Source organism: Flavihumibacter rivuli (assembly GCF_018595685.2).
Classification (GTDB): Bacteria; Bacteroidota; Bacteroidia; order Chitinophagales; family Chitinophagaceae; genus Flavihumibacter; species Flavihumibacter rivuli.
Window position 1 is genome coordinate 140,596 of the sequence record NZ_CP092334.1, and the last position, 23,410, is coordinate 164,005.

Annotated in this window: 18 protein-coding genes; 13 read left to right on the forward strand and 5 right to left on the reverse strand. The window is 45.7% G+C overall.

Going from position 1 to position 23,410, the window contains the following annotated elements; genetic code table 11:
* Nucleotides 1-4 precede the first annotated feature (4 nt).
* Complete coding sequence (locus KJS94_RS00610) at nucleotides 5-1,264, reverse strand: exo-beta-N-acetylmuramidase NamZ family protein (protein WP_214446823.1); 1,260 nt, start codon at nucleotides 1,262-1,264, stop codon at nucleotides 5-7.
* Between the two features lie 283 nt (nucleotides 1,265-1,547).
* Here KJS94_RS00610 and KJS94_RS00615 point away from each other — a divergent pair, with 283 nt between their 5' ends.
* Nucleotides 1,548-2,003 (forward strand): FKBP-type peptidyl-prolyl cis-trans isomerase, encoded by a 456-nt coding sequence (locus KJS94_RS00615; RefSeq protein ID WP_214446824.1) that lies wholly within the window; start codon nucleotides 1,548-1,550, stop codon nucleotides 2,001-2,003.
* A gap of 77 nt (nucleotides 2,004-2,080) precedes the next feature.
* On the opposite strand, the gene KJS94_RS00620 is transcribed toward KJS94_RS00615, so the two are convergent.
* On the reverse strand, nucleotides 2,081-2,971 hold the full coding sequence (locus tag KJS94_RS00620; RefSeq protein WP_214446825.1) for a CPBP family intramembrane glutamic endopeptidase: 891 nt from the start codon (nucleotides 2,969-2,971) through the stop codon (nucleotides 2,081-2,083).
* A 13-nt stretch (nucleotides 2,972-2,984) separates the two neighbouring features.
* On the opposite strand from KJS94_RS00620, the gene pepT reads away from it, so the two are divergent.
* From pepT to KJS94_RS00640, 4 genes are all read left to right on the forward strand, one after another.
* Nucleotides 2,985-4,253 (forward strand): peptidase T, encoded by a 1,269-nt coding sequence (gene pepT, locus KJS94_RS00625; protein WP_239804234.1) that lies wholly within the window; start codon nucleotides 2,985-2,987, stop codon nucleotides 4,251-4,253.
* Nucleotides 4,254-4,327: 74 nt separating this feature from the next.
* Nucleotides 4,328-5,260 (forward strand): SPFH domain-containing protein, encoded by a 933-nt coding sequence (locus KJS94_RS00630; RefSeq protein WP_214446826.1) that lies wholly within the window; start codon nucleotides 4,328-4,330, stop codon nucleotides 5,258-5,260.
* Between the two features lie 220 nt (nucleotides 5,261-5,480).
* The gene (locus KJS94_RS00635; protein ID WP_214446827.1) at nucleotides 5,481-6,185 is read left to right on the forward strand and encodes a MotA/TolQ/ExbB proton channel family protein; all 705 of its coding nucleotides are present in this window, start codon (nucleotides 5,481-5,483) and stop codon (nucleotides 6,183-6,185) included.
* A gap of 70 nt (nucleotides 6,186-6,255) precedes the next feature.
* Entirely contained in the window at nucleotides 6,256-6,660 is a 405-nt protein-coding gene (locus tag KJS94_RS00640) for an ExbD/TolR family protein (RefSeq protein ID WP_214446828.1), read from the forward strand.
* 54 nt (nucleotides 6,661-6,714) lie between these two features.
* Here the strand turns inward: KJS94_RS00640 and prmC are convergent, their stop codons facing one another.
* Nucleotides 6,715-7,575 carry a peptide chain release factor N(5)-glutamine methyltransferase gene (gene prmC, locus KJS94_RS00645; protein WP_214446829.1) on the reverse strand — a complete coding sequence of 287 codons (861 nt, stop codon included), beginning with the start codon at nucleotides 7,573-7,575 and terminating at the stop codon, nucleotides 6,715-6,717.
* 160 nt (nucleotides 7,576-7,735) lie between these two features.
* Between prmC and KJS94_RS00650 the strand changes: the two genes are divergently transcribed.
* The 6 genes from KJS94_RS00650 (at nucleotide 7,736) to KJS94_RS00675 (ending at nucleotide 15,759) form a co-directional block, all read left to right on the forward strand.
* A complete protein-coding gene (locus KJS94_RS00650; protein WP_214446830.1) occupies nucleotides 7,736-9,676 on the forward strand; it encodes a transglutaminase-like domain-containing protein in 1,941 nt (646 codons plus the stop codon).
* Between the two features lie 14 nt (nucleotides 9,677-9,690).
* Entirely contained in the window at nucleotides 9,691-11,979 is a 2,289-nt protein-coding gene (locus tag KJS94_RS00655; RefSeq protein WP_214446831.1) for a DUF3858 domain-containing protein, read from the forward strand.
* A gap of 182 nt (nucleotides 11,980-12,161) precedes the next feature.
* Complete coding sequence (locus tag KJS94_RS00660) at nucleotides 12,162-12,935, forward strand: META domain-containing protein (RefSeq protein WP_214446832.1); 774 nt, start codon at nucleotides 12,162-12,164, stop codon at nucleotides 12,933-12,935.
* 148 nt (nucleotides 12,936-13,083) lie between these two features.
* Nucleotides 13,084-13,548: a nuclear transport factor 2 family protein gene (locus tag KJS94_RS00665; RefSeq protein WP_214446833.1), complete on the forward strand. Its 465-nt coding sequence runs from the start codon at nucleotides 13,084-13,086 to the stop codon at nucleotides 13,546-13,548.
* Nucleotides 13,549-13,573: 25 nt separating this feature from the next.
* Entirely contained in the window at nucleotides 13,574-14,074 is a 501-nt protein-coding gene (locus KJS94_RS00670) for a GNAT family N-acetyltransferase (protein WP_214446834.1), read from the forward strand.
* A 122-nt stretch (nucleotides 14,075-14,196) separates the two neighbouring features.
* On the forward strand, nucleotides 14,197-15,759 hold the full coding sequence (locus KJS94_RS00675; RefSeq protein WP_214446835.1) for a SulP family inorganic anion transporter: 1,563 nt from the start codon (nucleotides 14,197-14,199) through the stop codon (nucleotides 15,757-15,759).
* Between the two features lie 17 nt (nucleotides 15,760-15,776).
* Here KJS94_RS00675 and KJS94_RS00680 read toward each other — a convergent pair whose 3' ends face one another.
* The gene (locus tag KJS94_RS00680) at nucleotides 15,777-16,730 is read right to left on the reverse strand and encodes an alpha/beta hydrolase (RefSeq protein ID WP_214446836.1); all 954 of its coding nucleotides are present in this window, start codon (nucleotides 16,728-16,730) and stop codon (nucleotides 15,777-15,779) included.
* 164 nt (nucleotides 16,731-16,894) lie between these two features.
* Here KJS94_RS00680 and KJS94_RS00685 point away from each other — a divergent pair, with 164 nt between their 5' ends.
* Nucleotides 16,895-18,370 (forward strand): M28 family peptidase, encoded by a 1,476-nt coding sequence (locus KJS94_RS00685; protein ID WP_214446837.1) that lies wholly within the window; start codon nucleotides 16,895-16,897, stop codon nucleotides 18,368-18,370.
* A gap of 98 nt (nucleotides 18,371-18,468) precedes the next feature.
* Here the strand turns inward: KJS94_RS00685 and KJS94_RS00690 are convergent, their stop codons facing one another.
* Nucleotides 18,469-20,667: a B12-binding domain-containing radical SAM protein gene (locus KJS94_RS00690; protein WP_214446838.1), complete on the reverse strand. Its 2,199-nt coding sequence runs from the start codon at nucleotides 20,665-20,667 to the stop codon at nucleotides 18,469-18,471.
* Between the two features lie 141 nt (nucleotides 20,668-20,808).
* Between KJS94_RS00690 and mgtA the strand changes: the two genes are divergently transcribed.
* A complete protein-coding gene (gene mgtA, locus KJS94_RS00695; RefSeq protein ID WP_214446839.1) occupies nucleotides 20,809-23,382 on the forward strand; it encodes a magnesium-translocating P-type ATPase in 2,574 nt (857 codons plus the stop codon).
* Nucleotides 23,383-23,410 lie beyond the last annotated feature (28 nt).

Here is a 23,410-nt window from a genome sequence, read left to right on the forward strand (position 1 = left end):
TTGGTCAATAGAAGTCAGGGTACAATAAATATTTTTTCCTAATAGCCTTGAATTGGTTTAACCCGGGTTCCCAGCTTTTACGGATCTCCGATTCACTCTTGCCGGTCCTGATCTGCTCCATCAGGGAGGCGTTGCCCACCAACTTATTGAAGAAATAGTCTTCTTCCTTGCCGGATTTAGCTGCCAGGAAGAAATTGGCCTTATCAGGAAACAGGCGATAGGCTTCCAGCAGGTACTTCAGTTGAAGCTGGCCATTGATCCCGTTGAGCGCTGCTTCAGGGGAACTATAAAGGTTCCAGCCAAAGCATTGCTGGTCTTTAAGTTTAGGTTCCTTTGCCCCGGCCCTGGAGGTTGGGGTAAAGGAATAAAGGTTTTTGGGAAGGTTCGGATGGCCGAATATGAGGAAAGGATGATCCGTTCCCCTGCCTTCGCTCAGTACAGTGCCCTCAAAATAGCAGGTGGAAGGATACCAATAGATGGCGGTCATGTCCGGCAGGTTGGGAGAAGGTTTGACGGGCAGGGTGTACTTGCTTTTATGGGTGTAATTACCGCAGCTGATAATGGTAAGGCTGAAACCATTGCTTTTGCGTCTTTTTGCCTGCTTGGGTGTGGCATTGAGTTTGTTGTTGATTTCCTGGCTGAACCATTTTTCACCTACCAGCATTTGGGCATATTCGCCCATGGTCATTCCATAAACTACCGGTACAGGCTGCATGCCAACAAAGGAGCGGAATTTCCTGTCAAGTACTGGTCCGTCTATGTAGAAGCCATTAGGATTGGGGCGGTCCAGCACCACTACCGGCTTATTGTGCAGGATGGCCGATTCAACGAACTCTTCCAATGATGAAATGTAAGTATAGAACCTTACACCCACATCCTGTACATCAAACACCATCACATCCACATCCTTTAGTTCGTCAGCCCCGGCTTTTCGCTTTTTGCCATAGAGGGACACAACGGGGATGCCTGTACGAGAATCCACCGCGTTATCCACTTTTTCACCGGCATCGGCTGTTCCCCTGAACCCGTGTTCCGGGGCGAAGATCTTTTGCAGTTTAACGCCCTTGCTGGTCAGGACATCAACAAGGTGTACGGTATCATGAACAACAGTGGTCTGGTTGGCGAATAGCCCGACCCGCTTGCCTTTCAGCAGGGGAAGGTATTGGTCGAACCTTTCAGCGCCGGGTTGGATGCGCTGCGCATTGGTGAACAATCCTGACAGGGTTATGGCCAGGAAAAAGATGAAGGAGAGGAAACTTTTCATTTGCCAAAGATAATTGATTAGCCAGCCTTTAAACAGGCGGTTAAACGTTAAGTTCTTGTTGATGTTTTAACAACTACCTGATTAACAGTGCCTGAAGAAGCAGTCCTGGTAGGTGGTTGAAGGAATTGCCTTCAATTGCCATTATTGCCGTAACTTTCCGGCCTGTTTCGCTTCTTCCGCTTCCTGTCATCGTTGCTTAAGCAATATACTTGTTGCAAGGCATTTTGATCTAAGGTGGTTTCGGTAGGGTGAAGATTGATTTATTATTTTAAAATTGAATTGTATGCAACAAGTAAAATCAGGCGATACCGTTCGTGTTCATTATCATGGTCGCCTAACTGATGGAACAACCTTCGATAGTTCTGAAGGTCGTGATCCGCTCGAGTTTGAAGTTGGAAGTGGAATGGTTATCGCAGGTTTTGACAATGGCGTGATGGGCATGGCGATCGGCGACAAGAAAACTGTTCATATCGCGGTTGATGATGCCTATGGTCCCAAGAATCCTGAAATGGTGATCGAATTTCCCCGTAACCAGGTTCCCGAAGGAATGCCGCTGGAGAAGGGAATGCGCCTGAACCTCAACAACAGCGCTGGCCAGGTTGTGCCAGTAGTGATCACTGAGATCGGTGAAGAGTCTATCCTGCTGGATGCTAACCATCCACTTGCCGGTGAAGACCTCGTCTTCGATATTGAACTGGTAGAGATCATTGGAGCCCCTTCAAGGATCATCATGCCTTAAGGAAATCCCCAAAGTTTTATAAGGGCGCCGGTTAACGGCGCTTTTTTTATGACTGTAACGCAAGAGTTATCGGGTGCTTAATCCTTATTCTCCTGTCTTTTCCTGAATAGCAGTTGGATGTCTTTTTCAAAAAGCCTGCTGTAGATGAATGCAAGTATGCCTATTGATAGAAGGTCTAGAACGGTATTCAGGATGCTTCCTTCGAAGCCAAAGGATCCGCCCGTGAGAAATGGGGGCCCATCCAGGTAAGTATTCAGAAGGGAAGGAAGTCCTAGTCCACTTACCGAATAACCTAGAATCGGCCCCTGCAGGAAATTCCACCAAAAATGAAGTCCAATGCCAAACCACAGGCTGCCGGTGAAAAGGTAATTGAGTCCGAGTAAAATTCCTGCCAGGAAAACATTGGCAAGTGCCAGCCAGTTACTGCCAGGGTTGGCACCATGGAAAAGGGCGAATACCAGTGCGCTTATCGCCAATGAAAAGGCAGGTGGAAAAGAGTCAATGAGGTTGCGGAGAATATATCCCCTGAATACCAGTTCTTCGGTAAAGGAAACGATCAGCATCAATGCAAATGACAGGGCCAGTGCTGGTCCATTAGCGGTAACATCCATCCATTTTAGGTTGTTATTGGCAACCAGTATAATTGTGCCGGTTCCCAGGATAGCCATGGCTAAAGCAGATCCGGTAAGGGTGTTTCGAAGCCGGTCTTCATCTTGCCATCCCAGCTCCAGGAATGGCCTTTTGTCCAATGCCTTGCAAAAGACCTTGACCAGTAAGAAGCTAAAGGCGCCAAGGACCAGGAAGGTCAGGAGTGCATAGCCTGCAGGGTTGATCCCTGAAATGTTTCGGGTAAGGGACTGTATGATAAAGTTAACGGCCACCATGGTAGCCAGGTAGGTGCCGGTAAAGATCAATACCCTCAGCCAACCAGTGGTGATGGGCTTTGGGTAATCAGCAGGCTTTGCCATCAAATACATTAATTTGCCCAAAATTATTCATTTCATGGCCAATGCATATGCATATACCGTCAAGGATAGGTTTTTACGCTATGTTAAGGTAGATACGCAGAGTGACCCGCAAGCTACCTGTTTCCCTTCTACTGAAAAGCAAAAGGACCTGGGAAGGATGCTGGTAGAGGAGTTGAAAGCAATAGGGCTGCAGGATGCCGAAATGGATGAGAACGGGTATGTATATGCGACAATACCTTCCAATTCGCCCAGAAATGTTCCTGTAATTTGTTTCTGTTCCCATATGGATACGGCTCCTGACTGCAGTGGAGCCGGCGTGAAGCCCATAGTACATCATAGGTACGATGGCAGTGATATCGTTTTGCCGGATGACCCAACCCAGGTGATCAGTGTGAAAGATCATCCTTATCTCGCGGAAAAGGTAGGGGATGATATCATTACTGCTTCCGGTACTACATTGCTGGGTGCCGACGATAAAGCTGGTGTGGCCATTATAATGGACCTGGCTAATTACCTGGTGCAGCATCCGGAAATAAAGCATGGGAAGATCAGGATATTGTTCACCCCTGACGAGGAGGTGGGAAGGGGAGTGGAGAAACTTGACCTGGCAAAGCTTGGGGCTGATATTGGCTATACACTGGATGCAGGGGAATTGGGTAGTCTGGAAGAAGAAAATTTTTCAGCCGATGGTGTTACGGTTACCTTTCATGGTGTAAGTGCCCATCCGGGATATGCCAAGGGGAAGATGGTAAATGCCTTAAAAGTAGCAGCTGCATTTTTAGATGCCTTGCCGAAAGAAGGGTTGTCGCCGGAAACCACTTCAGGAAGGGACGGATTCGTTCATCCTGTCTACCTGTCCGGTATAGCCGAAAAAGCCACCCTGCAGTTTATCATTCGTGACTTTATTACTGAGCGTTTGGGGGAATATGAATATTTACTGCAGCATACCCTGGATGAAGTGTTGAAGCAGTTTCCCGGGGCAAAGGCAGAATTTGAAGTGAAGGAACAATACCGGAATATGAGGGAGGTGCTGGATCGGCATCCCGCTGTAGTAGCCAATGCAGAAGAGGCTATGCGCAGGTTGGGGATCACTGCCAGGAAGCATCCGATCAGGGGCGGAACCGATGGGTCAAGGCTGTCCTATATGGGCCTTCCTTGTCCAAACATCTTCACTGGTGAGATGGCGTTACATAGCAAGCATGAATACGTAAGCGTACAGGATATGCAGAAGAGCGTAGATGTGCTGGTGGAACTGGTGCAGATCTGGGAGCAGCAAGCATGAAAAATTTAACCATATTGCAACCCCTGTGAAGGGGGATGCGTCTTCATCACACTAACCAATAAAACCAACTGTTTATGCCAGAGTTTATCTTATCCAATTTATGGGTGCTCATTGTTATCCTGCTTCTTTTTGCGGGTCTAAAAACCATTAACCAGGGTACTGTGGGCGTAGTGACCATGTTCGGTAAGTACCGCCGGGTGTTACATCCCGGTTTGAATTTCATCATCCCTTTTATTGAACAGATATCCAAGCGGGTATCTATCCAGAACCGTTCAGTGGAAATGGAGTTCCAGGCTGTTACAGCCGACCAGGCCAATGTTTACTTTAAAAGCATGCTGTTGTATGCGGTGCAGAATGAAGATGAGGGAACCATTAAGAAGGTAGCTTTCAAGTTCATCAGTGACCGAGACCTGATGCAGGCATTATCACGGACCATTGAGGGTACCATACGATCCTTTGTTGCGACCAAAAGGCAGGCAGAGATCCTGGCTTTGAGGAAAGAGATCGTGGAGTATGTGAAGGACCAGATCGACCAGTTGCTGGAGGAATGGGGGTACCACCTGCTGGACCTGCAGATCAATGATATCACCTTTGACCAGGCGATCATGGACTCCATGAGTAAGGTAGTGGCTTCCAATAACCTCAAGGCTGCGGCAGAAAATGAAGGCCAGGCATTATTGATCACCAAGACCAAGGCTGCAGAAGCGGAAGGTAATGCTATTAAGATCGCTGCTGAAGCAGAAAGGGAGGCCGCCAGGCTGCGTGGCCAGGGTGTGGCGCTGTTCCGTGAGGAAGTTGCAAAAGGTATGACGGAAGCGGCCGAAAGAATGAAGCAGGCCAACCTGGATACCAACGTGATCCTTTTCAGTATGTGGACAGAAGCCATCAAGAACTTTGCAGAATATGGAAAGGGCAATGTGATCTTCCTGGATGGAAGCGCGGATGGTATGGAAAAGACCATGAAGCAGATCCAGGGAATGATGATGAAGCAGATTGGTGAGAAGTAAGGCCTGATAAGGGATTTGCCTGATAATATGAGTCAGCCTCATCGAAAGGGTGGTGACATTTGCCGGGAGTAGCTCCATGCTTCTCCCGGTTTTCTCTTTAGGAAATGTTAATAGCTGGCCAATCCCTGCCGGCTAAGAAATAATCACATAATTTTCACGTTGGCAGCATAATTGTCTTAAAAACTGCATATCCCATTACATTTGTCAAAATAAAAATTGCATGAATCTATTCCTGTTGCAGATCGCCGATACTGCCAGAAGGCTGGCAGATAGTACCCAAGCGGCGTTAGGTGCGAGTCCTGCCCCTAAGATGAACCTGATAGACCTGCTGATGCAAGGTGGTGTATTGATGATACCGCTTGCCCTGCTTTTTGTGCTTGCAGTTTATTTTTTCTTTGAACGCTTTATTGCCATCAATAAGGCTGGAAAGATCGATGCCAATTTCATGAGCATTATCCGTGACCATATCCTGAGTGGAAATGTAAGTGCGGCCCGCTCCCTGGCAAAGAATACCAATAACCCGGTAGCCCGGATGATCGATAAAGGTATCCAGCGTATCGGCAAGCCGATTGATGCGATCGAGAAGAGTATGGAAAACGTAGGAAAACTGGAGATGTATAAAATGGAACGCAACCTTTCGGTATTGTCCCTGATTTCAGGTGTGGCACCGATGTTTGGCTTTCTCGGTACCATTGTGGGGATGGTGCAGTTATTCTTTGGAATTTCCTCTACCGGAGAATATACCCTCAGTACCATTGCCAGTGGTATCTATGTAAAGATGATCACCTCCGCAACAGGTTTGATCATCGGATTGCTGGCCTATGTGGGGCATAGTTTCCTCAATGCGCAGATCGATAAGACGGTGAACAAAATGGAGGCTGCGAGTGCAGAGTTTATCGATACCCTGCAGGAACCAACAAGGTAGTGCCACCTATAAGGGTTCTGCCGTAAAAACCCTGCAGGATTAACATGTATAATTCACCAGAATCATTACCATGAATTTAAGAAAGCGAATAAGGGGGCATGCAGAAGTGCACACGGGGGCATTGAACGATATCCTGTTCATTCTGTTGTTGTTCTTCCTCATTGTGTCCACCCTTGCCAACCCCAATGTGATCAAGCTTTCCCAGCCCAAGGCCAAGAGTGATACCAAGGCTAAACAGACCGTGGTGGTGAGTATTGACGCCAATAACCAATTCTATGTGGGGACCTCAAAGGTTTCGCTGGAGGAGCTGAAAGCAAAATTGCAGCCCATATTAGCCAGGGAAACCGATCAGCCTTCTGTGGTGATCAATGCGGACAAACAGGTGCCAGTTGAGAATGTTGTTGCGGTGATGCGGGTGGCCAGGGAATTGGGGGCCAGGTCCGTTTTGGCCGTTGATAAGAATGGCGCACAGTAAGTAATAATGAAAATATTGGGAAAGCACGGAGGTGAATCATTTGCCTTCGTGCTTTTATTTTGGGCATAGGGCTTTGATCATCCGGTCCTTTCCCTGAAGATCCTTCCTGGTTTGGATGTCGACCAGGCCAGCAGTCTCAAAAGCCTCCCTTACCTGGCCAGCCAGGTTTTCATGAATCTCAACATAGATCCTTGCTCCGGGTTTTACGTTTTGCATGGCAAATCCTGCGATGGCTGCATAAAAAACAACGGCATCGTTATCCGGTACAAAAAGTGCTATGCCGGGTTCGAATTTCACAACATGCGGATCCATCTGGTGGCTTTCTGCCTTTGGGATATAAGGTGGGTTGCTGATGATGATGTCTGGCCGGGGTAGCTGCCCCCAGCTTGCGTTGTCAAGGAAGTCCAGATGGTGGAAGCTGATATTTGCCCCCAGGCTGCTGGCATTCTCAGTAGCTAAGGCAATTGCTCCTTCACTGATATCGCAGGTGTGGACCCTGGCATTGGGCAGTTCCAGGGAGAGTGTAATGGGGATACAACCACTTCCGGTGCCAATGTCAAGGATACAGGGATTGGGATGGGCTCCTTTTTCATCTTTTATAACCCATTCTACCAATTCTTCCGTTTCTGGTCTTGGGATCAAAACCCGTTCATCTACTTTAAAAGGATATTTCCAGAACCAGGCTTCGTTTAATACATATTGAATTGGCCTATGGTTGGTGAGTTCCGATTGCCAGGTTTGGAAACGGATAATCTGGGGGTTTGTAAGGGCTTTTGAAGCATTTTTTCGCATATCCATTTCTGTTAACCCGGTGATTTTTTCCATCAACATGCCTGTAATAAGCATTGATTCCTTCTCAGGGTATATCTTATCCAGCGAAAACCTCAATTGATCATATGCTTCCTTAATGTTCATACACAAATTTAGGAGTAATCTATGGGGTGGTAATAGTGATTATGATGAGATTTTTATATGTGATTAAATAATGATCTGAATATATTTTTTTTCACACACTTGCATAGCTCGGCGAGGCGATTATCTTCGCCCCATTATCCTATTTTAACTAGCACTTTTTATGAGAGTACTATTCATTAGTATACTTAACCTTATCTTATTTACCGGAAAAGTTTTCTCCCAGTACCAGAATTCAGATGAAGAAGGTCTTAATTATTCCAGCTCCCTTAAGAAATTAAACAAGAAAGCCAGGTATGGTGCCTATTCCATCCAAAAGGAAGTGGATTTTGGAACAGGCAAAGGTATCCAGGGTATCCCTATTGTTACTGCCGAAGAGAAAGGTGTTGTAGAGATGGCCTCTATACAAGACAAGTCCTTTGTTGGATATATGCTGGAGTACAACCAGTTTGTTAAAGTGATGGACTATGATTTTGAGATCTTTTACAAGGATAAGTTCAGGAGCCAGAGATATCCGCCCGCACGTGTTTCCCTGACTGATGATGAAATATTCCTTGACGATAGTTATGGGATGGTGTATGGGTTTGAAGCCAGTGAAGCCGGCCAGCGAAGCAGGTTCAAGTATAAGTACCAATATACTGACGCTAAATATTTCACCAGGGTATTCTTTCATCAGGGTATTCCAGTATTAAAGAATTCGATCAGCCTTAAAGTTCCTGCTTGGCTGGAATTGGATATAGCTGAAAAGAACTTCAAAGGGTTCAAGATCAAAAAAGAGGTGAAGAAGGAAAAGAACTATACTGTATACACGTATACAGCTGAGAATCTTGTTGGCTATAAGCAGGAGCCGTCATCGCTTGCCAGGCCTTATTTCCTTCCACACCTGATCCTCACCGTAAGGGGGTATACAGTTGACCAGAAGAAGTACAATGGATTCAGGTCCCTCGATGATATGTACAGCTGGTATAATTTCCTTTATAAGAAAGCAGAGAACAAACCTGAAGTGCTGAAAGACCAGGTGCAACAACTTACAGCCGGGAAGAAAACCGACGAAGAAAAGATAAAATCCATTTATTATTGGGTTCAGGACAATATCCGTTACATAGCATTTGAAGAAGGTTATTCAGGTTTCATACCGCATACCGTGCAGGATGTATTCAAGAACAAGTATGGTGATTGTAAGGGAATGGCAAACCTGGTAACTGAAATGCTTAAACTGGCTGGTTACGAAGCCCATTTTGCCTGGGTAGGCACCAGGGATATTCCGTATGACCGGCGTGAAGTACAGTCAATGTGTGTGGATAACCATGCTATTTCTGTATTGTATTACAAGGGTAAGCCCTACTTCATTGATGGAACGGAGAAATATGCTTCATTTGGGACCAATGCCTATCGCATCCAGGGAAAGAGTGTATTGGTTGAGTTTGGTGACCAGTATAAGGTTGAGGATGTGCCTGCGGCTTCCATGTCAGATAATCAGATGAGCACTAAAGTTCGTTTGAAACTACAGGGTGATAAAATAGTAGGCCATGTGACTATGACCTATGATGGTGCTTCCCGAAACCTCTTCCATTATTATTACAATAGCATACCGGTCAACAGGAGAAAGGAATTTATGAATGAAGTGGTGAAACTAAGCAACCGAAATACGGAGGTCGCCAATGTCAAAACTTCGGATTTCAAGAACCGTGATATCCCCATTGTGATCGAGGGAGATGTGGTATTGAGTAATCAAATCACTAAGGTCAACGACCAGTATTATGTTGGTATTGACTTTTTCCCTGGGTCCATAACCAGGTTCATACCGGATGAAGAGCGGATAAATCCGATCAATATCAACGATGTTTTCCTTACCGCCGATGAGGTTGTGCTGGAGCTGCCTAAGGGGGCAATGGTGAAATCATTACCAGCTGCTTTTAACGCGAGTTATCTGGGCAATGAGATGGAGGGCAGCTATACCGTGAATGGCAATACGGTTACCTTGAAAAAGGTGATGAAGTTAAATTCTCCAGTTATTCACAATGCAGACTTTGCTGGTTGGAAGTCCTTTGTTAACCAGATCAAATCATTCAATAGAAACAACATTACTGTTCAAATTCCCTGATCAATCTTATCCAGATGAAAATGAAATGCCTGGCCTTTGCAGTGGCCATAACCTTTGCTTTGCCAATTGCAGCGCAGCAACGAATTGACAAGAAGGAATTACAATTGTTAAAAGAAGCTTCCGATCGTTCCCCCTTGCTGCTCAGCAGCGATAAGGATTTCGAGGTTGGCTCCGTGTCATCCAAATGGAATGAAGAAAGTGCCGTAATACTTTGCCAGAAAACAAATTTTGTTTTTGATAAGAAGGGTGTAAGTGTCGGTAAGCGGGTTGGCCGAAATATCTTTGGGTTGTTATTTGCCATTCCTTCCATGGGGTTCACAGTAGTGGCTGCTAATATGTACAATGAAACAAAGGTCATTGTAGAAGAGTCTGAACGCCGGAAGATATTGCTCAAGGATAAGTTTGCATTAGAGCAGTTTTCTGTGTTGTATTTCCGACTGGCTGTTGAGGGTGATGCTTTTGCTGCAAGGGTTATCAAGAAAAATGGCACTGAGGTGCCGGTTGACCTGAAAGATGCTGTTAAGGTTGAAGACCCCCGTTCAGTGCCAGACCTTTTCAGGAGTTATTCTGACAAGAGGATCAGTGCCGGTTACCGACCTAATTTCTTCAAGGTGGCTATCCCTGATTTAGAGGAAGGCGATATTATTGATTATGAATTCAGGAATATCAATACCCAGCAATATTCCCAGAATCCCAAATACAAGGAGTTCAATCCTGTATACTATGTATGTAATAAAGAGGTGCCAGTAAAGAAACAAATCATTGAGGTTGCGGCAGAGGATGATAAGTATTTCATCGGGTACAGGAGTGCAAAAGGTGCCCCTGAATTCAAGGAGGTAAATGCAAATGGTAAGCGTTTATACCGATGGGAAGACGGTGATAGGGACAGGAAACCGGATGTAAGGTATGTGAATGATCTGCTTGAGCAGCCCTCCATTAAATTCCAGGTGGTTTACGCACGTAAGGGCAATACGGATTTTGTTTGGTTTAAGGATAAGCCTGATATGCAGAAAGACATGTCCAGCGAGGAGTTTGGGACCAAAGTGAGGCATTATTGGTTCTCTAATGAAGAGCTGAAAACAAGTGATGACATGTCCATTAATGAGGATGAGGTTACTGCATGGGTCAAGTACTTTTACAAGAAGTTAAAGAAGAACGGAGTGACCAATTCAAGTGATGATGATTACATGGTCAAGGCTTACTATTATATCAGGGCGCGTACCATGTTTGAAAACTTTTCAAGCTTTGAGTTTGCCAAGATATTCTCTGGTTTGCTGGCATTAAAGAAGATCGATCATGAGATCGTGGTGTCAGCTTCTAATTTCCGCACAACGATTGGGCAGGTTGCATTTCGACAGGAGTTGGAGTGGTTGGTGAGGTGTAAGAATAACTACTTTGTGAATCCTGGTGAGCATACCAACCCCTTCGAAGTTCCTGTTTACCTCGCAGGAAACAATGCGGTGAAGTTTAATTATTCAAATCCAAAGGGTAACGCAACCACGGAAATCTTACCTCTTGGAGATTCCAGCCTGAATGCCTTATCAGTTTCCATAAAGGCCACCCTTGATGCAGCTACTAAAGTTAACCTTAATGTGGAAAGGGGAACAGAAGTTAAGGGAGTTGCCAAGGATGAGGTTATAGATGATATTCTCTCCCTGACCCCTTTTATTGAAACCGATTACCGCAACTACGATGGTTTGGGCTTATTTGAGGGGATGTCTGCCTCTGAAGAGGAAAAAGCAAGGGAAGAGTTGGAGATCCAAAAAAAGGAATGGAAGGAGGAAAAGCCTAAAATGATGAAGGCGTATACTGAACAACAGTATGGGGTAACCATCGAGAAATACAATAGTTTTAAGGTTATCCAGGATGGAAGAAACTACAAGAAAAGAAACCTAAAGTATTTTGAGCAGTTTGTGTTGGGCGATATGACCTCTAATGCCGGTGAAGACCTTGTGCTGGCTTTACCATTGCTGGTAGGGGGGCAGTCAAAGATCAAATCTGAGGAAGTGCAAAGGTCCCTCCCCGTGGATGTTGGCTTCCCGCGAACTTTGCAATGGAATATCATTTTTGTGATCCCTGATGGGTACACGCCCGCAGGACTTGAAAGTTTGAACAAATCTGTTAGTAATGAATATGCGGCATTTGCCAGCACTGCCAAAATTGAAGGGAATAACCTGGTACTGGAAGTAAGGAAGGTGTATAAGATGAAACACGTTTCTGTTTCCCAGTGGCCTATGTTGCTGGAGGTGTTGGAGGCGGCACATAATTTCTCCCAATCTAAAGTGGTGCTCAGGAAAAAATAGGATGAATCTTTTTTCACTCAATCCAAAAACCCGCAGAAATGCGGGTTTTTTTTGTGGGCGAATATTGATTAAATAAAAAATTAATATGTTTGCTTTTTCAGGCGCTTCACCTGGCAGCACAGGGGAGCCTTGATCAAACCATTTTATGCCATTCCATTAAACCAAACCATTAAAATTTTACTATGAAATTGCTTTCATCGCTCATTACCAGCATTGCTGTATTGGCCTTCTATTCCGCTTGTAAGCCTCCCGAAAACACCGGAACTAACAAACCGGCAGGCGATAATAGCCAGACATCTCTTGATTGGGATGGTGTTTATACAGGTGTTTTGCCTTGCGCCGATTGTGAGGGCCTGGAGACCGTGGTCATGTTGAATAAGGACAATACCTATTCCATTCAGCGCCGTTACAAGGGCAAATCAACAGATATTGTTTCAAAAACCGGGAAATTCAGCTGGAATAAGGAGGGCGGTAAAGTGATATTGGAAGGGGAGAACCCCGGTACTTTCCAGGTGGGGGAGAATGCACTTATCCAGCTGGATATGGATGGAAACAAGATCACCGGTGAGCTGGCCAGTAAATATGTTTTATCAAAGGTTCAACCCGGCATAACAGAAAAGTACTGGAAGCTGGTGGAAATAAACGGCAAGCCTGTTGTCAAAAATGAGCAGATGCGCCGGGAACCTTTTATCATCCTGAAAGCAGAAGGTAATAAGGTAAATGGCAACGGGGGATGCAACAATATCATGGGGACATATGAAATAAAAGAAGGCAATCGCATCAGTTTTGGTAAGATGGCCAGTACCATGATGGCCTGTCCCGATATGACCATTGAAGATGCATTCAAAAAAGTCCTGGAATCGGCAGATAATTTTAGCCTCAATGGCGATAAGATGAGCCTGAATAAGGCGCGTATGGCGCCGTTGGCCCGGTTTGAAGCGGTCTATTTGTATTGAGTTTTTCAAAATAGGAAATAGCGATAGCCGGGCATTGGTCCGGCTATTGTTGTTTTGGACTTTTCCATTACTGGTAAAAGCTGTTTGTTATTAATCCCTACCTTGAGGGGAAATGATCCTTATGGATAGAATTAAGCGCCTAGTCATTATGTTGCTCATTTTAATAACGGCTGTCCTTAGTGGTTATTCGCAGGGGACAATAACATCTAAGTATACTCCGGTGGATCCTGAATTGTATGCAGAAATCACTCGGGCTGATAGCCTGATGTTTGCTGCATTCAATGCCCATGACCTGGATGGACTGATGGCATATTTTGATGAAGGCCTGGAGTTCTTTCATGATAAAGGCGGATTGTCTGATTATCGCCAGACAAAAGAGGGGTTTAGTGCCTTATTCAGGAATAACCAGCATACAGGATTGCGCCGGGACCTGGTTGTTGGAACGATGGAGGTTTATCCCATCAATAATTATGGGGCAGTTGCCACTTCCCAGCATCGGTTTTGCCATCGTGAAGGAGGTAAAATGGATTGCGGGACATTCAAGAATATCATGATCTGGAAGAAAGGCAATAATGGTTGGAAGGTAACAAGAGTGATCAGCTATGATCATTGATTCAATGAAATGCTAATTGGGAAACATGGAGTTTACATTAAGACCCTTCAACCCGGGGGATGTGAAGAGCCTGGTGAAGTATGGCAATAATGAAAAGATCGCCCGGAATATGGCGGACAGGTTTCCGCATCCATATCTCGAGGAAAATGCAGTTGCATTTATCAATCATGTTATGAATGAGAACCCTGTTTGCATTTTCGCTATAGACATTAACGGTGAAGCAGTAGGAGGGATTGGTTTACATCCCCAAGCGGATATCATGCGGAAGAATGCGGAGCTGGGATATTGGTTGGGGGAACCGTTTTGGGGTAAGGGGATCGTTACCAGGGCTGTGGTGCAGATGGTGGAATATGGTTTCCAAAACCTTCCCATTGACCGGATCTTCGCCCGTCCCTTTGGGGTGAATAAGGCTTCCCAAAAGGTTTTGGAGAAGGCTGGTTTTGTACTCGAGGGAAAATTTGAACGGACCTTTTATAAGAATGGCATCTACCATGACGAGTTGGTATATGCGATAAGGAAGGGATGAGAATGGTCAGAAGTTGAATCAATAGTTGAAGGAAGGTTGTTAGGCTTATTGTATCAAAAAATGTAAATTGGGATCATCTTTCGTAACTGTGCGCCGCTTTGCTACCCTTCAAAAACCGGCCAATGATGATTATTTCGAAGCGAAAAGCAAAGTACCATTTGCTTTCCTTCCTTAAGTTTGACCTTAAGGCAAGCATAACAGTATTCTTTGTAGCCCTGCCCCTATGCCTGGGGGTCGCCCTTGCATCCAATGCTCCCGTTTATTCCGGCTTGATCTCTGGCGTTATCGGAGGATTGGTGGTAACCTTTTTTAGTCGTTCCCCTTTGAGTGTGAGTGGGCCAGCAGCCGGACTTACCGCTATTTGCGCCACCGCTATTGCCAGCATGGGGTCGCTTGAGCATTTTTTTCTTTCAGTAGCAGTCGCCGGCTTAATCCAGGTGGGGTTAGGGTTATTCAGGCTAGGTGGATTCACACATTTCATTCCATCGGCTGTGATCAAGGGGATGCTTGCAGCCATTGGGGTAATCCTGATCTCCAAGCAATTTCCATTGTTCCTTGGTTATGATAAACCCGATTTCTGGCGGAACGAGTTCTTCAATATCCTTACGTTGAGCCATGGGTTCCAGTCGTTAGAAAGCCTTACCAATAGTGTTTCTGCAGGGGTGATCCTGATCGGTTTGTTGTCGCTTTTGCTTATTAGTACCTGGAATAAATATGTTGGTCCGCAACTCCCTTTTCTTCCTTCATCCTTCGTTGTGGTCTTGTTTGGCGCGTTGGTAGCCTTATTCTTTAACAGGTGGGTGCAACGCTTATCCCTTTCGCCGGAACAGTACATTAGTATTCCAGCCGATGTATTCTCTCAAGTCCGTATTCCTTCCATGTCGCTGTTGTTCAGCAATCCCGGGATTTGGCGTAATGCGATCGTTATTGGGCTAGTGGCTAGTCTTGAAACCCTATTGAGTATTGAAGCCATTGATAAACTTGATCCGTATAATCGTATAACTCCACAGAACAGGGAATTGGTAGCCCAGGGGGTGGGAAATTGCATAAGTGGTATGTTGGGGGGATTGCCCATTACCGCGGTAATTGTTCGTAGCTCAGCAAATGCAGAAGCGGGCGCAAGGACGAGGGCTTCTGCTATGACCCATGGAATTTGGCTGTTGCTCGCCATAATAGTTGCGATACCCTTACTGAACTTTATACCCTATGCGGTTTTAGCAGTGATCCTCATGCGGACGGGCTTCAACCTGGTCAAACCTTCGATGGTTAAAGGGGTATACCGGCAGGGAAGGGAGCAATTCCTGCCTTTCCTGGTAACGGTGATTGCCATCCTATTCACTGACCTACTGATAGGGGTGTTGATCGGAATTGGTTTTGCTATCTATTTTATCATCAAGCATACCTACAGGGCAGGGTTCACAATAAAGGAAACTATGCAGGAGGGCAGGCCTCACTACGAAATAGTGCTGGCCCTTAACGTGAGTTTCCTGAACAAGAAGCGGATAATGGAAATGTTAGACCGGTTACCGCCCCATGCTGTGGTGGAGATCAATGGTACTAAAAGCGTTTATATTGACCATGATATCCTTGAGGTATTCCAGGAGTTTCGCTCAAAAGCGATTGCGAAGAATATAGAACTTACCCTGCTTGATATACCTGAGGTAGAAACCATTGAGTTGCACTGACAGGCCCCTGGTTCATGCTAAGCATCCTGCTTGCCGGTGATGGGAAATCTATTGATCCAGTCTATCATTTTTTCTATGGCTGCCGTCCGGACTGGTGCCGGTGAAAGAAAGAGGTCATGCATGCCGTCCTTTATTTCAATTGTGTCAACATTATTGCCCAATTTCTTGCCTATCCTGGCTATGTCGTCCTTGTTCAGGACTGTGTCCGCTTTTAATGTCTCCGGGGTGAAGGTTTTGGGTTTAAAGGAGTTGCTGGAATGCATCAGCAGGATGGGTTGACCGATTGCCGAATGTTTTTGTAAAAAGGACTGGGACTTGGCTACGGCCCTTGCCCATGCAAAATAGGCAGGGAAACCTTCTATAGGTTTCCATTCCAGGTTGAAATCCCATTCGCCATAATGATCCTTATGAACAGACTGGGCATAAACAGGTGAGAGTGCATTGTCTTTTTTCGCGAAAGGGGAGATAGAAGATATGAGTCCTGCGACCAGGGGGATCATCTGTCTGGCGAGGAATGGTTCATTGAATGCCAGGAAGGGGGAATTGAGGATCAAAGCTTCTATGGAATCGCGTTCCCTCCCCTTGTTCATGTAATAACTGGTAAGCAAGCCCCCCGTGCTATGGCCTAAAAGTAATATGCTGCTTGCCTTACCTTGAGTTCTTATAGTTTGGATGGCGAGGTCCAGTTCTTCAAAATATTCCTTCATATCCCTGCAATAGTTGGGGTGTTGGTGGGAGAGGAGGGAATGGCCGTATTTCCGCAGCTCAAGTGCATAAAAGTCTATGTCACTGTTAAGGAATGCTTCTGCCAGATGGGGATGGAAAAAATAGTCGATAAACCCATGTACATACAGTATGGACCTTCGGCTACCCCTGTTTGCTTTTGCAGCGATCAATGTTGCCGTAACGGCGCCTTCATAATCGTCTTTCAGTTGAAGTGTTTGATAGTGGAAGTCTTGACCGAGTTGCATGGGTGAATTTTTAGATTATAGAAGATAAGGTAAATTGGCTTGTTTCCTTTAAGGCTGGTCAACTTATCGTGATTAACAGTCGTAAGGGCAGAGTGGTTTAATTTGAAGAGTAATCAACTGAGTCAGATAAATTATTTGTATTTTTTATCGGTATAAAACTTGTTATGAAAAGAATAATCCTAGTGGCAGTAGCCGCTGCTACCTGTCTTGTCAGTCAAGCCCAGACTGAAACTGAAAAGGTCAGGTCAACTGTTTCAAAAGCTAATATTGAAGGGCATGTGTATTTCCTGGCGTCTGATGAGTTAAGGGGGCGTGAAACCGGAAAGCCCGAAATTGATATTGCGGCTGCCTACCTGGCCAATACACTTCGTCGTTATAGTGTAAAGCCTGTTCCCGGATTGGGAGGTGGTTATTACCAGGAAGTGCCGTTTGTGAAGACCAGTGCGGCTACGCGGAGATCCTTTTCCCTTGAGCAGTTTAGTACTGATAAGATCGTCACTGTGGAGGCGGCCAATATCAACTATGATGGTCCTGTAGTTTTCCTTAACTATGGGACAGAGGCAGATTTTAAAGCAGCCGATGTTAAGGGAAAACTGGTATTGACAAAGGCCGGGATGGAAGGCAAGACCGATCCAAATGCTGCTATCATGGCGGGAGTTGAAAAGCGTAAACTGGCCAGTCAATATGGTGCGGTTGGTTTGGTGGAATGGTATACCGCATCCGAGAATTTGTGGTCGCAGTTGGCTCACTATTTCAACGAAGACAAACTAGCACTTAAGAATGAATCACAACAGTCCAGCCTGTTCCCGCATTGTTGGGTGCTGGATGCTGATGGTAATCAAGCCAAAGCCAGTGAAGGCCAGAAAGCACTTAAGGGTAGCATGCAGGTGGAAGGGGTGAATGTTTCTACCCTGTATTCCAGGAATGTTATTGGCATGGTTGAAGGAACTGACCCGGTACTGAAGAATGAATTTGTCATCTATTCTGCGCATTATGACCATGTTGGGGTAGGAAAGCCCAATGCTGATGGCGATTCTATTTACAATGGAGCCAGGGATAATGCCATAGGTTCGGTAACCGTTCTTAGCGCTGCGGAGAATATTGCCAGGTATCCAACCAAGCGATCAGCGTTGTTCATTTTCTTTACTGCTGAGGAAAAAGGCCTGTTGGGTAGCAAGTGGTATGTTGAGCATCCTGTCCTGCCTTTGAAGCAAATGGTGTATTGCTTCAATAGTGATAATGCATCCTATAATGATACAACCAAGATAAGTGTTGTTGGACTCGGCAGGACAACAGCAAAGGATCATATCCATTCAGCGGCAAAAGAGTTTGGCCTGCAGGCGATCGATGACCCGGCACCTGAGCAAGGCTTATTCGATCGTTCTGACAACGTGCATTTTGCCAGGAAAGGGGTGCCGGCCCCGACCTTCTCCCTGGGCTTTACTTCCTTTAATGAAGAAGTGCTGAAGTATTACCACCAGGTTACGGACAATCCTGATAACCTGAATTATGACTACCTGACCAAATTTTTCAGGGCTTACGTACTGGCCTGCCGAAAGATCGCCAATGATCCCAAGACCCCTGTCTGGATCAAAGGGGATAAATATGAGCCTGCTGCCCAGAAGCTTTATGGAAAGTAATAAAATAAAATTGGTTTGCTTTTTTACGATCAATCCCGGGTCTTCTGACCCGGGATTGATCGTTATTGGTAATACTTAGATGTTGATGATCCCAGCTTTTACAATCGCAACAAACCTGCCTTAAATAAAGTATTCATGGGCTTGTTGTCCCAGAATAATTCAAAGTCATCGAGTCCACTTGCTTCATAATCCGCTTTTACTTCCTGCAATGTCCATTGCTTTGGCCTGTCCACAGAAAGTGACGGTAAGACCTTCGTCAACCATTTTCCTTCTTCTTCTTGTAAGCGAATGGTATGTGTGCCCCTTTTATTCTGGAAGCTGATCTCGGCCATCTCCCACTGCTGACCCTTCTTGGATTTCGTGACCATTTGGAGGTCCGGTAAGTTACCGATGAAAACGATCTTTGAGTTAGGGTTGATGCCAGAATATTCTTCTTCCTCCAGGGCTTTCCTGATATGGTCAGGCGCTATGCTGGTTTTGGGAACCTTGAAATCGAACCATTTCTGTAATGGGAAGTCAAGGCAGGCGCCATGCATGTAATTCAGTAAGGACTTCTTCAATCCATAACCGAATGATTCATGCACTGCACCAGTAGGGTCAATGTGTTCTAGGTCATTATTGGCAAAGCTTCCTGCCAGTTCCGAAACCCTTTTTACCTTGAACTTTTCCGGTTCAAGGCCAACAGGGCTATGCGCCGTCATGGTAAACTGGTGCCAGAATGCGGATTGCAAGATGCCGGCTTCAAACATTTGACGCACCATTTCCAGTGAGTCGATGGTCTCCTGTGCTGTTTGGGTAGGGAACCCGTACATAAGGTAAGCGTGAACCATAATGCCTGCTTCGGTAAAGTTGCGGTTGACTTTAGCGACCTGGGCAACAGTTATACCTTTTTTGATCAGGGCCAGCAGCCTGTCGGAGGCAACTTCCAGTCCACCTGATACACCGATACAACCGGATGCTTTCAGTAACAGGCAAAGATCCCTGGTGAAACTTTTTTCGAACCTGATATTGGTCCACCAACTGACCACCAGTTTCCGTCGGAGTATCTCCAATGCCAATGCCCTCATCAGTGCAGGTGGTGCGGCTTCATCTACGAAATGGAAACCATTCTGCCCGGTCTGGGCGATCAGTTCTTCCATCCTGTCGCAGATCAGGGAAGCAGTAACTGGTTCGTACAACCGAATATAGTCGAGGGAGATATCGCAGAATGTACACTTGCCCCAGTAGCAACCATGCGCCATGGTCAGTTTGTTCCACCTGCCGTCGCTCCAAAGGCTGTGCATAGGATTGATAATCTCGATAGCATTTATATATTGGTCAAGCAGGAAGTCGCTATAGTCCGGAGTGCCGACCTGTCCCTGTTTATAATCGGCACATGCCTGGTTATTGATATACCTCACCTCTCCATCTTTCAGGAGGAAGGTTCGCTTCAGTTCAGATTCGGCCAGGCGTCCTTCAACATGGGCAACCAGGTTTTCCAATGGAGCTTCTCCATCATCAAGGGTGATGAAATCATAAAACTCAAACACCCTTGGATCAGATAATGACCTGAGTTCCGTATTGGCAAATCCCCCGCCCATGGCCACTTTAACTTCAGGATAGTTCTTTTTTATCCATTGCCCGCAGCGGAGGGAAGTGTAAAGGTTTCCCGGGAAGGGAACGGAAAGGGCCACCAGCCGGGGTTGAACGCTTTCCATTCGCTCCCTGAGCAAACTGATCAGGATAGTGTCTATATAGGTGTATTCCTGTTGCAGGCTCTCATACAATTCATCAAAACTATTGGCTGACCTGCCCAGTTTCTCTGCATATCTGCTAAAGCCAAAGTGTTCGTCCACGCATTCCTTAATGAGGTCGGAAAGGTCTTCCAGGTACATGGTTGCCAGGTGCTTGGCTTTATCCTGGGTCCCCATATTGCCAAATGCCCAAACCAGGTCATCCAGTTGTTCAAACCTGCTTGCTTCTGGAAGGAAATCCCTTTTACTGATCAGGTGCGCCAGTGTTGGATTCCTGCCCTGCAGGAACCCGATCACATCATCTATGGTTTGGATATAGTTATCCCTGAGTGTGATCATCCGACGGGCATTTTCTGAATGGTCGGCATGGCCAGGCCCAATCGTATTGAACAACTCAGTGAGGCCTTTTTTGCAAAAGATCCTAATGGTCACTTCAATGCCAAAATCGGCCTGGAACGCGCTGATGCCCTTCGTGTTGAGAAAACCCTTGAGGTAGGCTGTTGCCGGATAAGGGGTATTCAACTGGGTGAAAGGGGGAGTGATCAGGAAAACAGATACGCTCAATACATGTGATTTATGCAGCAAAAATAGGCTAAAGTCCCGTTGATTCGGCTTTGGGGGAATCTCAGGTAATGTAGCCTGTTTCCTGGTCAGTGAAGAAAAGCAGGTTGGGAATGCTTAGTGATATTTGTTAACTTTATAGTTATGGACTACCCCGATCCTGGAGCTATTCCTTCCCAGGAATTGTTTGGGGCTTCACCAGTGGAGTTAATGCAATCATACCACACCAGTGAAGATGGACTTTCTATTGAAGAGGCTGAAAAACGGTTAACCTTTTATGGCCCTAACGTGGTAGCAAGTGAACAGCCTCCTGGACCGTTAAGGCGTTTTTTTCAGAATGTAAAGAATCCCCTTGTCATATTGTTACTTATTCTGGCAATTGTGTCACTCCTGACAGGTGATAAAAGGGCAGCAATTGTTATAATGGTGATGGTGGTGCTCGGTGTGGTATTGCGTTATATACAGGAATCAAGGGCCACTAACGCTGCGGAATCGTTAAAATCCCTGGTACGCACGCATGCAACTGTGATCAGGAAAGGAAAAGAATCGGAAGTTCCAATTGATCGCCTTGTGCCAGGTGATATTGTGAAACTGGCTGCAGGAGATATGGTTCCAGCTGACTTGAAATTGTTATCAGCAAAGGACCTTTTCATTAGCCAGTCAACCCTTACAGGTGAATCCATGCCAGTGGAAAGGAAAATTGGAGAAGTGAAAAAGGATGTAACGATTCTGGAAAGGGAGGATGCGTGTTTTATGGGTACAAACGTGGTGAGTGGTACTGGTCATGCATTGGTATTGGCCACCGGAAAGGATACCTTCCTTGGTGGTTTGGCGGAAAGGGTTACTGAACGTGGAGAGGATTCCGCGTTTGACAAGGGGGTCAATGGTTTTACCTGGTTGATGATCCGGCTCATATTGGTTTTAGTGCCTTTGGTATTTTTTATCAATGGTCTGGGGAAACATAATTGGGTGGAAGCATTTTTGTTTGCGCTGGCTGTTGCGGTAGGATTAACGCCTGAAATGTTGCCAATGATCGTAACGGTAAACCTTTCAAAAGGTGCCCTTCAGATGGCAAAGAAAAAGGTGATCGTTAAGCGGTTGAATGCGATCCAGAATATTGGGGCAATGGATGTGTTGTGTACTGATAAAACGGGAACCATAACTGAAGGAAGGATCATTCTTGAAAAGCATGTTGACCTGATGGGAAGGCCAAGTGAGAAGGTCTTGAGTTTTGGCTACCTCAACAGCTTTTACCAAACGGGAATGAGAAACCTGATGGATGATGCGGTGCTGGAGCATGGTGAGTTGGAGCTCCACCTCGGGGCGAATAATCAATTCAGGAAGATTGATGAGATTCCCTTTGATTTTGTGCGTAAAAGAATGTCGGTAATCGTGGAAGATACAAGTGGGCTCAATTGGCTTATTTGTAAAGGTGCAGTAGAGGGAGTGCTGTCGATTTGTTCCTTTGTTGAAGTAGAAGGGGAGGTCAAAGCGTTGTCACCTGACTTAAAACAACAAAGTGATACCCTTATGAAGGCCCTTAGTGAAGAAGGATTCAGGGTGGTCGCCATAGCCTACAAAAAAATGCCTGGGGCAACGGATGAACCTGTCTATAAGGCTGTGGAAGAGTCCGGACTGGTATTGCTGGGGTTTCTCTCCTTTCTTGATCCGCCTAAACAAACAGCAAGGGAGGGGCTTGAACAACTGTCGAAGTTGAAAGTGAACGTAAAGGTGTTGACGGGTGATAATGAATTGGTTACTACCTATATCTGTTCCCGGGTAGGGATATCTGTTCAGGGCCTGGTACTGGGTGCTGATATTGAGGCGATGACGGATACCCAACTGGATGAATGTGTAGAGCGTACCAATATTTTCGCGAAGTTGGTTCCAATGCATAAGGAAAGGATTATTAAAGCATTGCAAAGAAATGGGCATGTTACTGGATTTATGGGTGATGGGATCAACGATGCGCCGGCCTTGAAAGCTGCTGATGTGGGGATCTCGGTGGATGGGGCGGTAGATATTGCCAAGGAATCCTCCGATATCATCCTGCTGGAGAATAACCTGTTGGTGCTTCAACAGGGGGTTTTGGAAGGCAGACGGGTGTTCGGTAATATCGTAAAGTATATTAAGATGGCAGCCAGTTCAAACTTTGGCAATATGCTGAGTGTGGTAGGGGCCAGTGTTTTCCTGCCTTTCCTGCCCATGCTTCCCATCCAGGTATTGACCAATAATCTCCTTTATGATTTTTCGCAAGCCGCCATTCCGACCGATGATGTTGACCAGGATTGGCTAACAGAACCAAGGAAGTGGTCGCTACATGCTATTGGCAGGTTTATTTTTTATTTTGGCCCCATCAGTTCGTTGTTTGATTACATTACCTTTTTCATCCTGATGCATGTTTTCAATGCAGGAAGGAATCCTGAATTGTTCCATACTGGTTGGTTTATCGAGTCTCTTATTACGCAGTCCCTCATCATACATGTGATTCGTACGGATAAGATACCCTTTGTGCAGAGTCGGGCGAGTTGGCCCCTGATCCTCTCCACACTCATTATTATAGTTGTTGGAATTTGGTTGATCCATTCACCACTTGCTGCTTTCCTGGGTTTTGTTTCCTTGCCTTTTGCCTATTGGGGATACATGGTTGCGGTGGTTGCAGGGTATTTCATTTTTACCCAATTGGTGAAGACCTGGATCCTAAAAGCAAGTTCTTGACAGGCTACCGGTTGTTTTTCTTACAGAT

Bases quoted from the DNA above. Each gene is read 5' to 3' on its own strand.
- KJS94_RS00610 (WP_214446823.1), bottom strand. From the start codon at position 1,264: ATGAAAAGTTTCCTCTCCTTCATCTTTTTCCTGGCCATAACCCTGTCA.
- KJS94_RS00615 (WP_214446824.1), top strand. From the start codon at position 1,548: ATGCAACAAGTAAAATCAGGCGATACCGTTCGTGTTCATTATCATGGT.
- KJS94_RS00620 (WP_214446825.1), bottom strand. From the start codon at position 2,971: ATGGCAAAGCCTGCTGATTACCCAAAGCCCATCACCACTGGTTGGCTG.
- KJS94_RS00630 (WP_214446826.1), top strand. From the start codon at position 4,328: ATGCCAGAGTTTATCTTATCCAATTTATGGGTGCTCATTGTTATCCTG.
- KJS94_RS00635 (WP_214446827.1), top strand. From the start codon at position 5,481: ATGAATCTATTCCTGTTGCAGATCGCCGATACTGCCAGAAGGCTGGCA.
- KJS94_RS00640 (WP_214446828.1), top strand. From the start codon at position 6,256: ATGAATTTAAGAAAGCGAATAAGGGGGCATGCAGAAGTGCACACGGGG.
- prmC (WP_214446829.1), bottom strand. From the start codon at position 7,575: ATGAACATTAAGGAAGCATATGATCAATTGAGGTTTTCGCTGGATAAG.
- KJS94_RS00650 (WP_214446830.1), top strand. From the start codon at position 7,736: ATGAGAGTACTATTCATTAGTATACTTAACCTTATCTTATTTACCGGA.
- KJS94_RS00655 (WP_214446831.1), top strand. From the start codon at position 9,691: ATGAAAATGAAATGCCTGGCCTTTGCAGTGGCCATAACCTTTGCTTTG.
- KJS94_RS00660 (WP_214446832.1), top strand. From the start codon at position 12,162: ATGAAATTGCTTTCATCGCTCATTACCAGCATTGCTGTATTGGCCTTC.
- KJS94_RS00665 (WP_214446833.1), top strand. From the start codon at position 13,084: ATGTTGCTCATTTTAATAACGGCTGTCCTTAGTGGTTATTCGCAGGGG.
- KJS94_RS00670 (WP_214446834.1), top strand. From the start codon at position 13,574: ATGGAGTTTACATTAAGACCCTTCAACCCGGGGGATGTGAAGAGCCTG.
- KJS94_RS00675 (WP_214446835.1), top strand. From the start codon at position 14,197: ATGATGATTATTTCGAAGCGAAAAGCAAAGTACCATTTGCTTTCCTTC.
- KJS94_RS00680 (WP_214446836.1), bottom strand. From the start codon at position 16,730: ATGCAACTCGGTCAAGACTTCCACTATCAAACACTTCAACTGAAAGAC.
- KJS94_RS00685 (WP_214446837.1), top strand. From the start codon at position 16,895: ATGAAAAGAATAATCCTAGTGGCAGTAGCCGCTGCTACCTGTCTTGTC.
- mgtA (WP_214446839.1), top strand. From the start codon at position 20,809: ATGGACTACCCCGATCCTGGAGCTATTCCTTCCCAGGAATTGTTTGGG.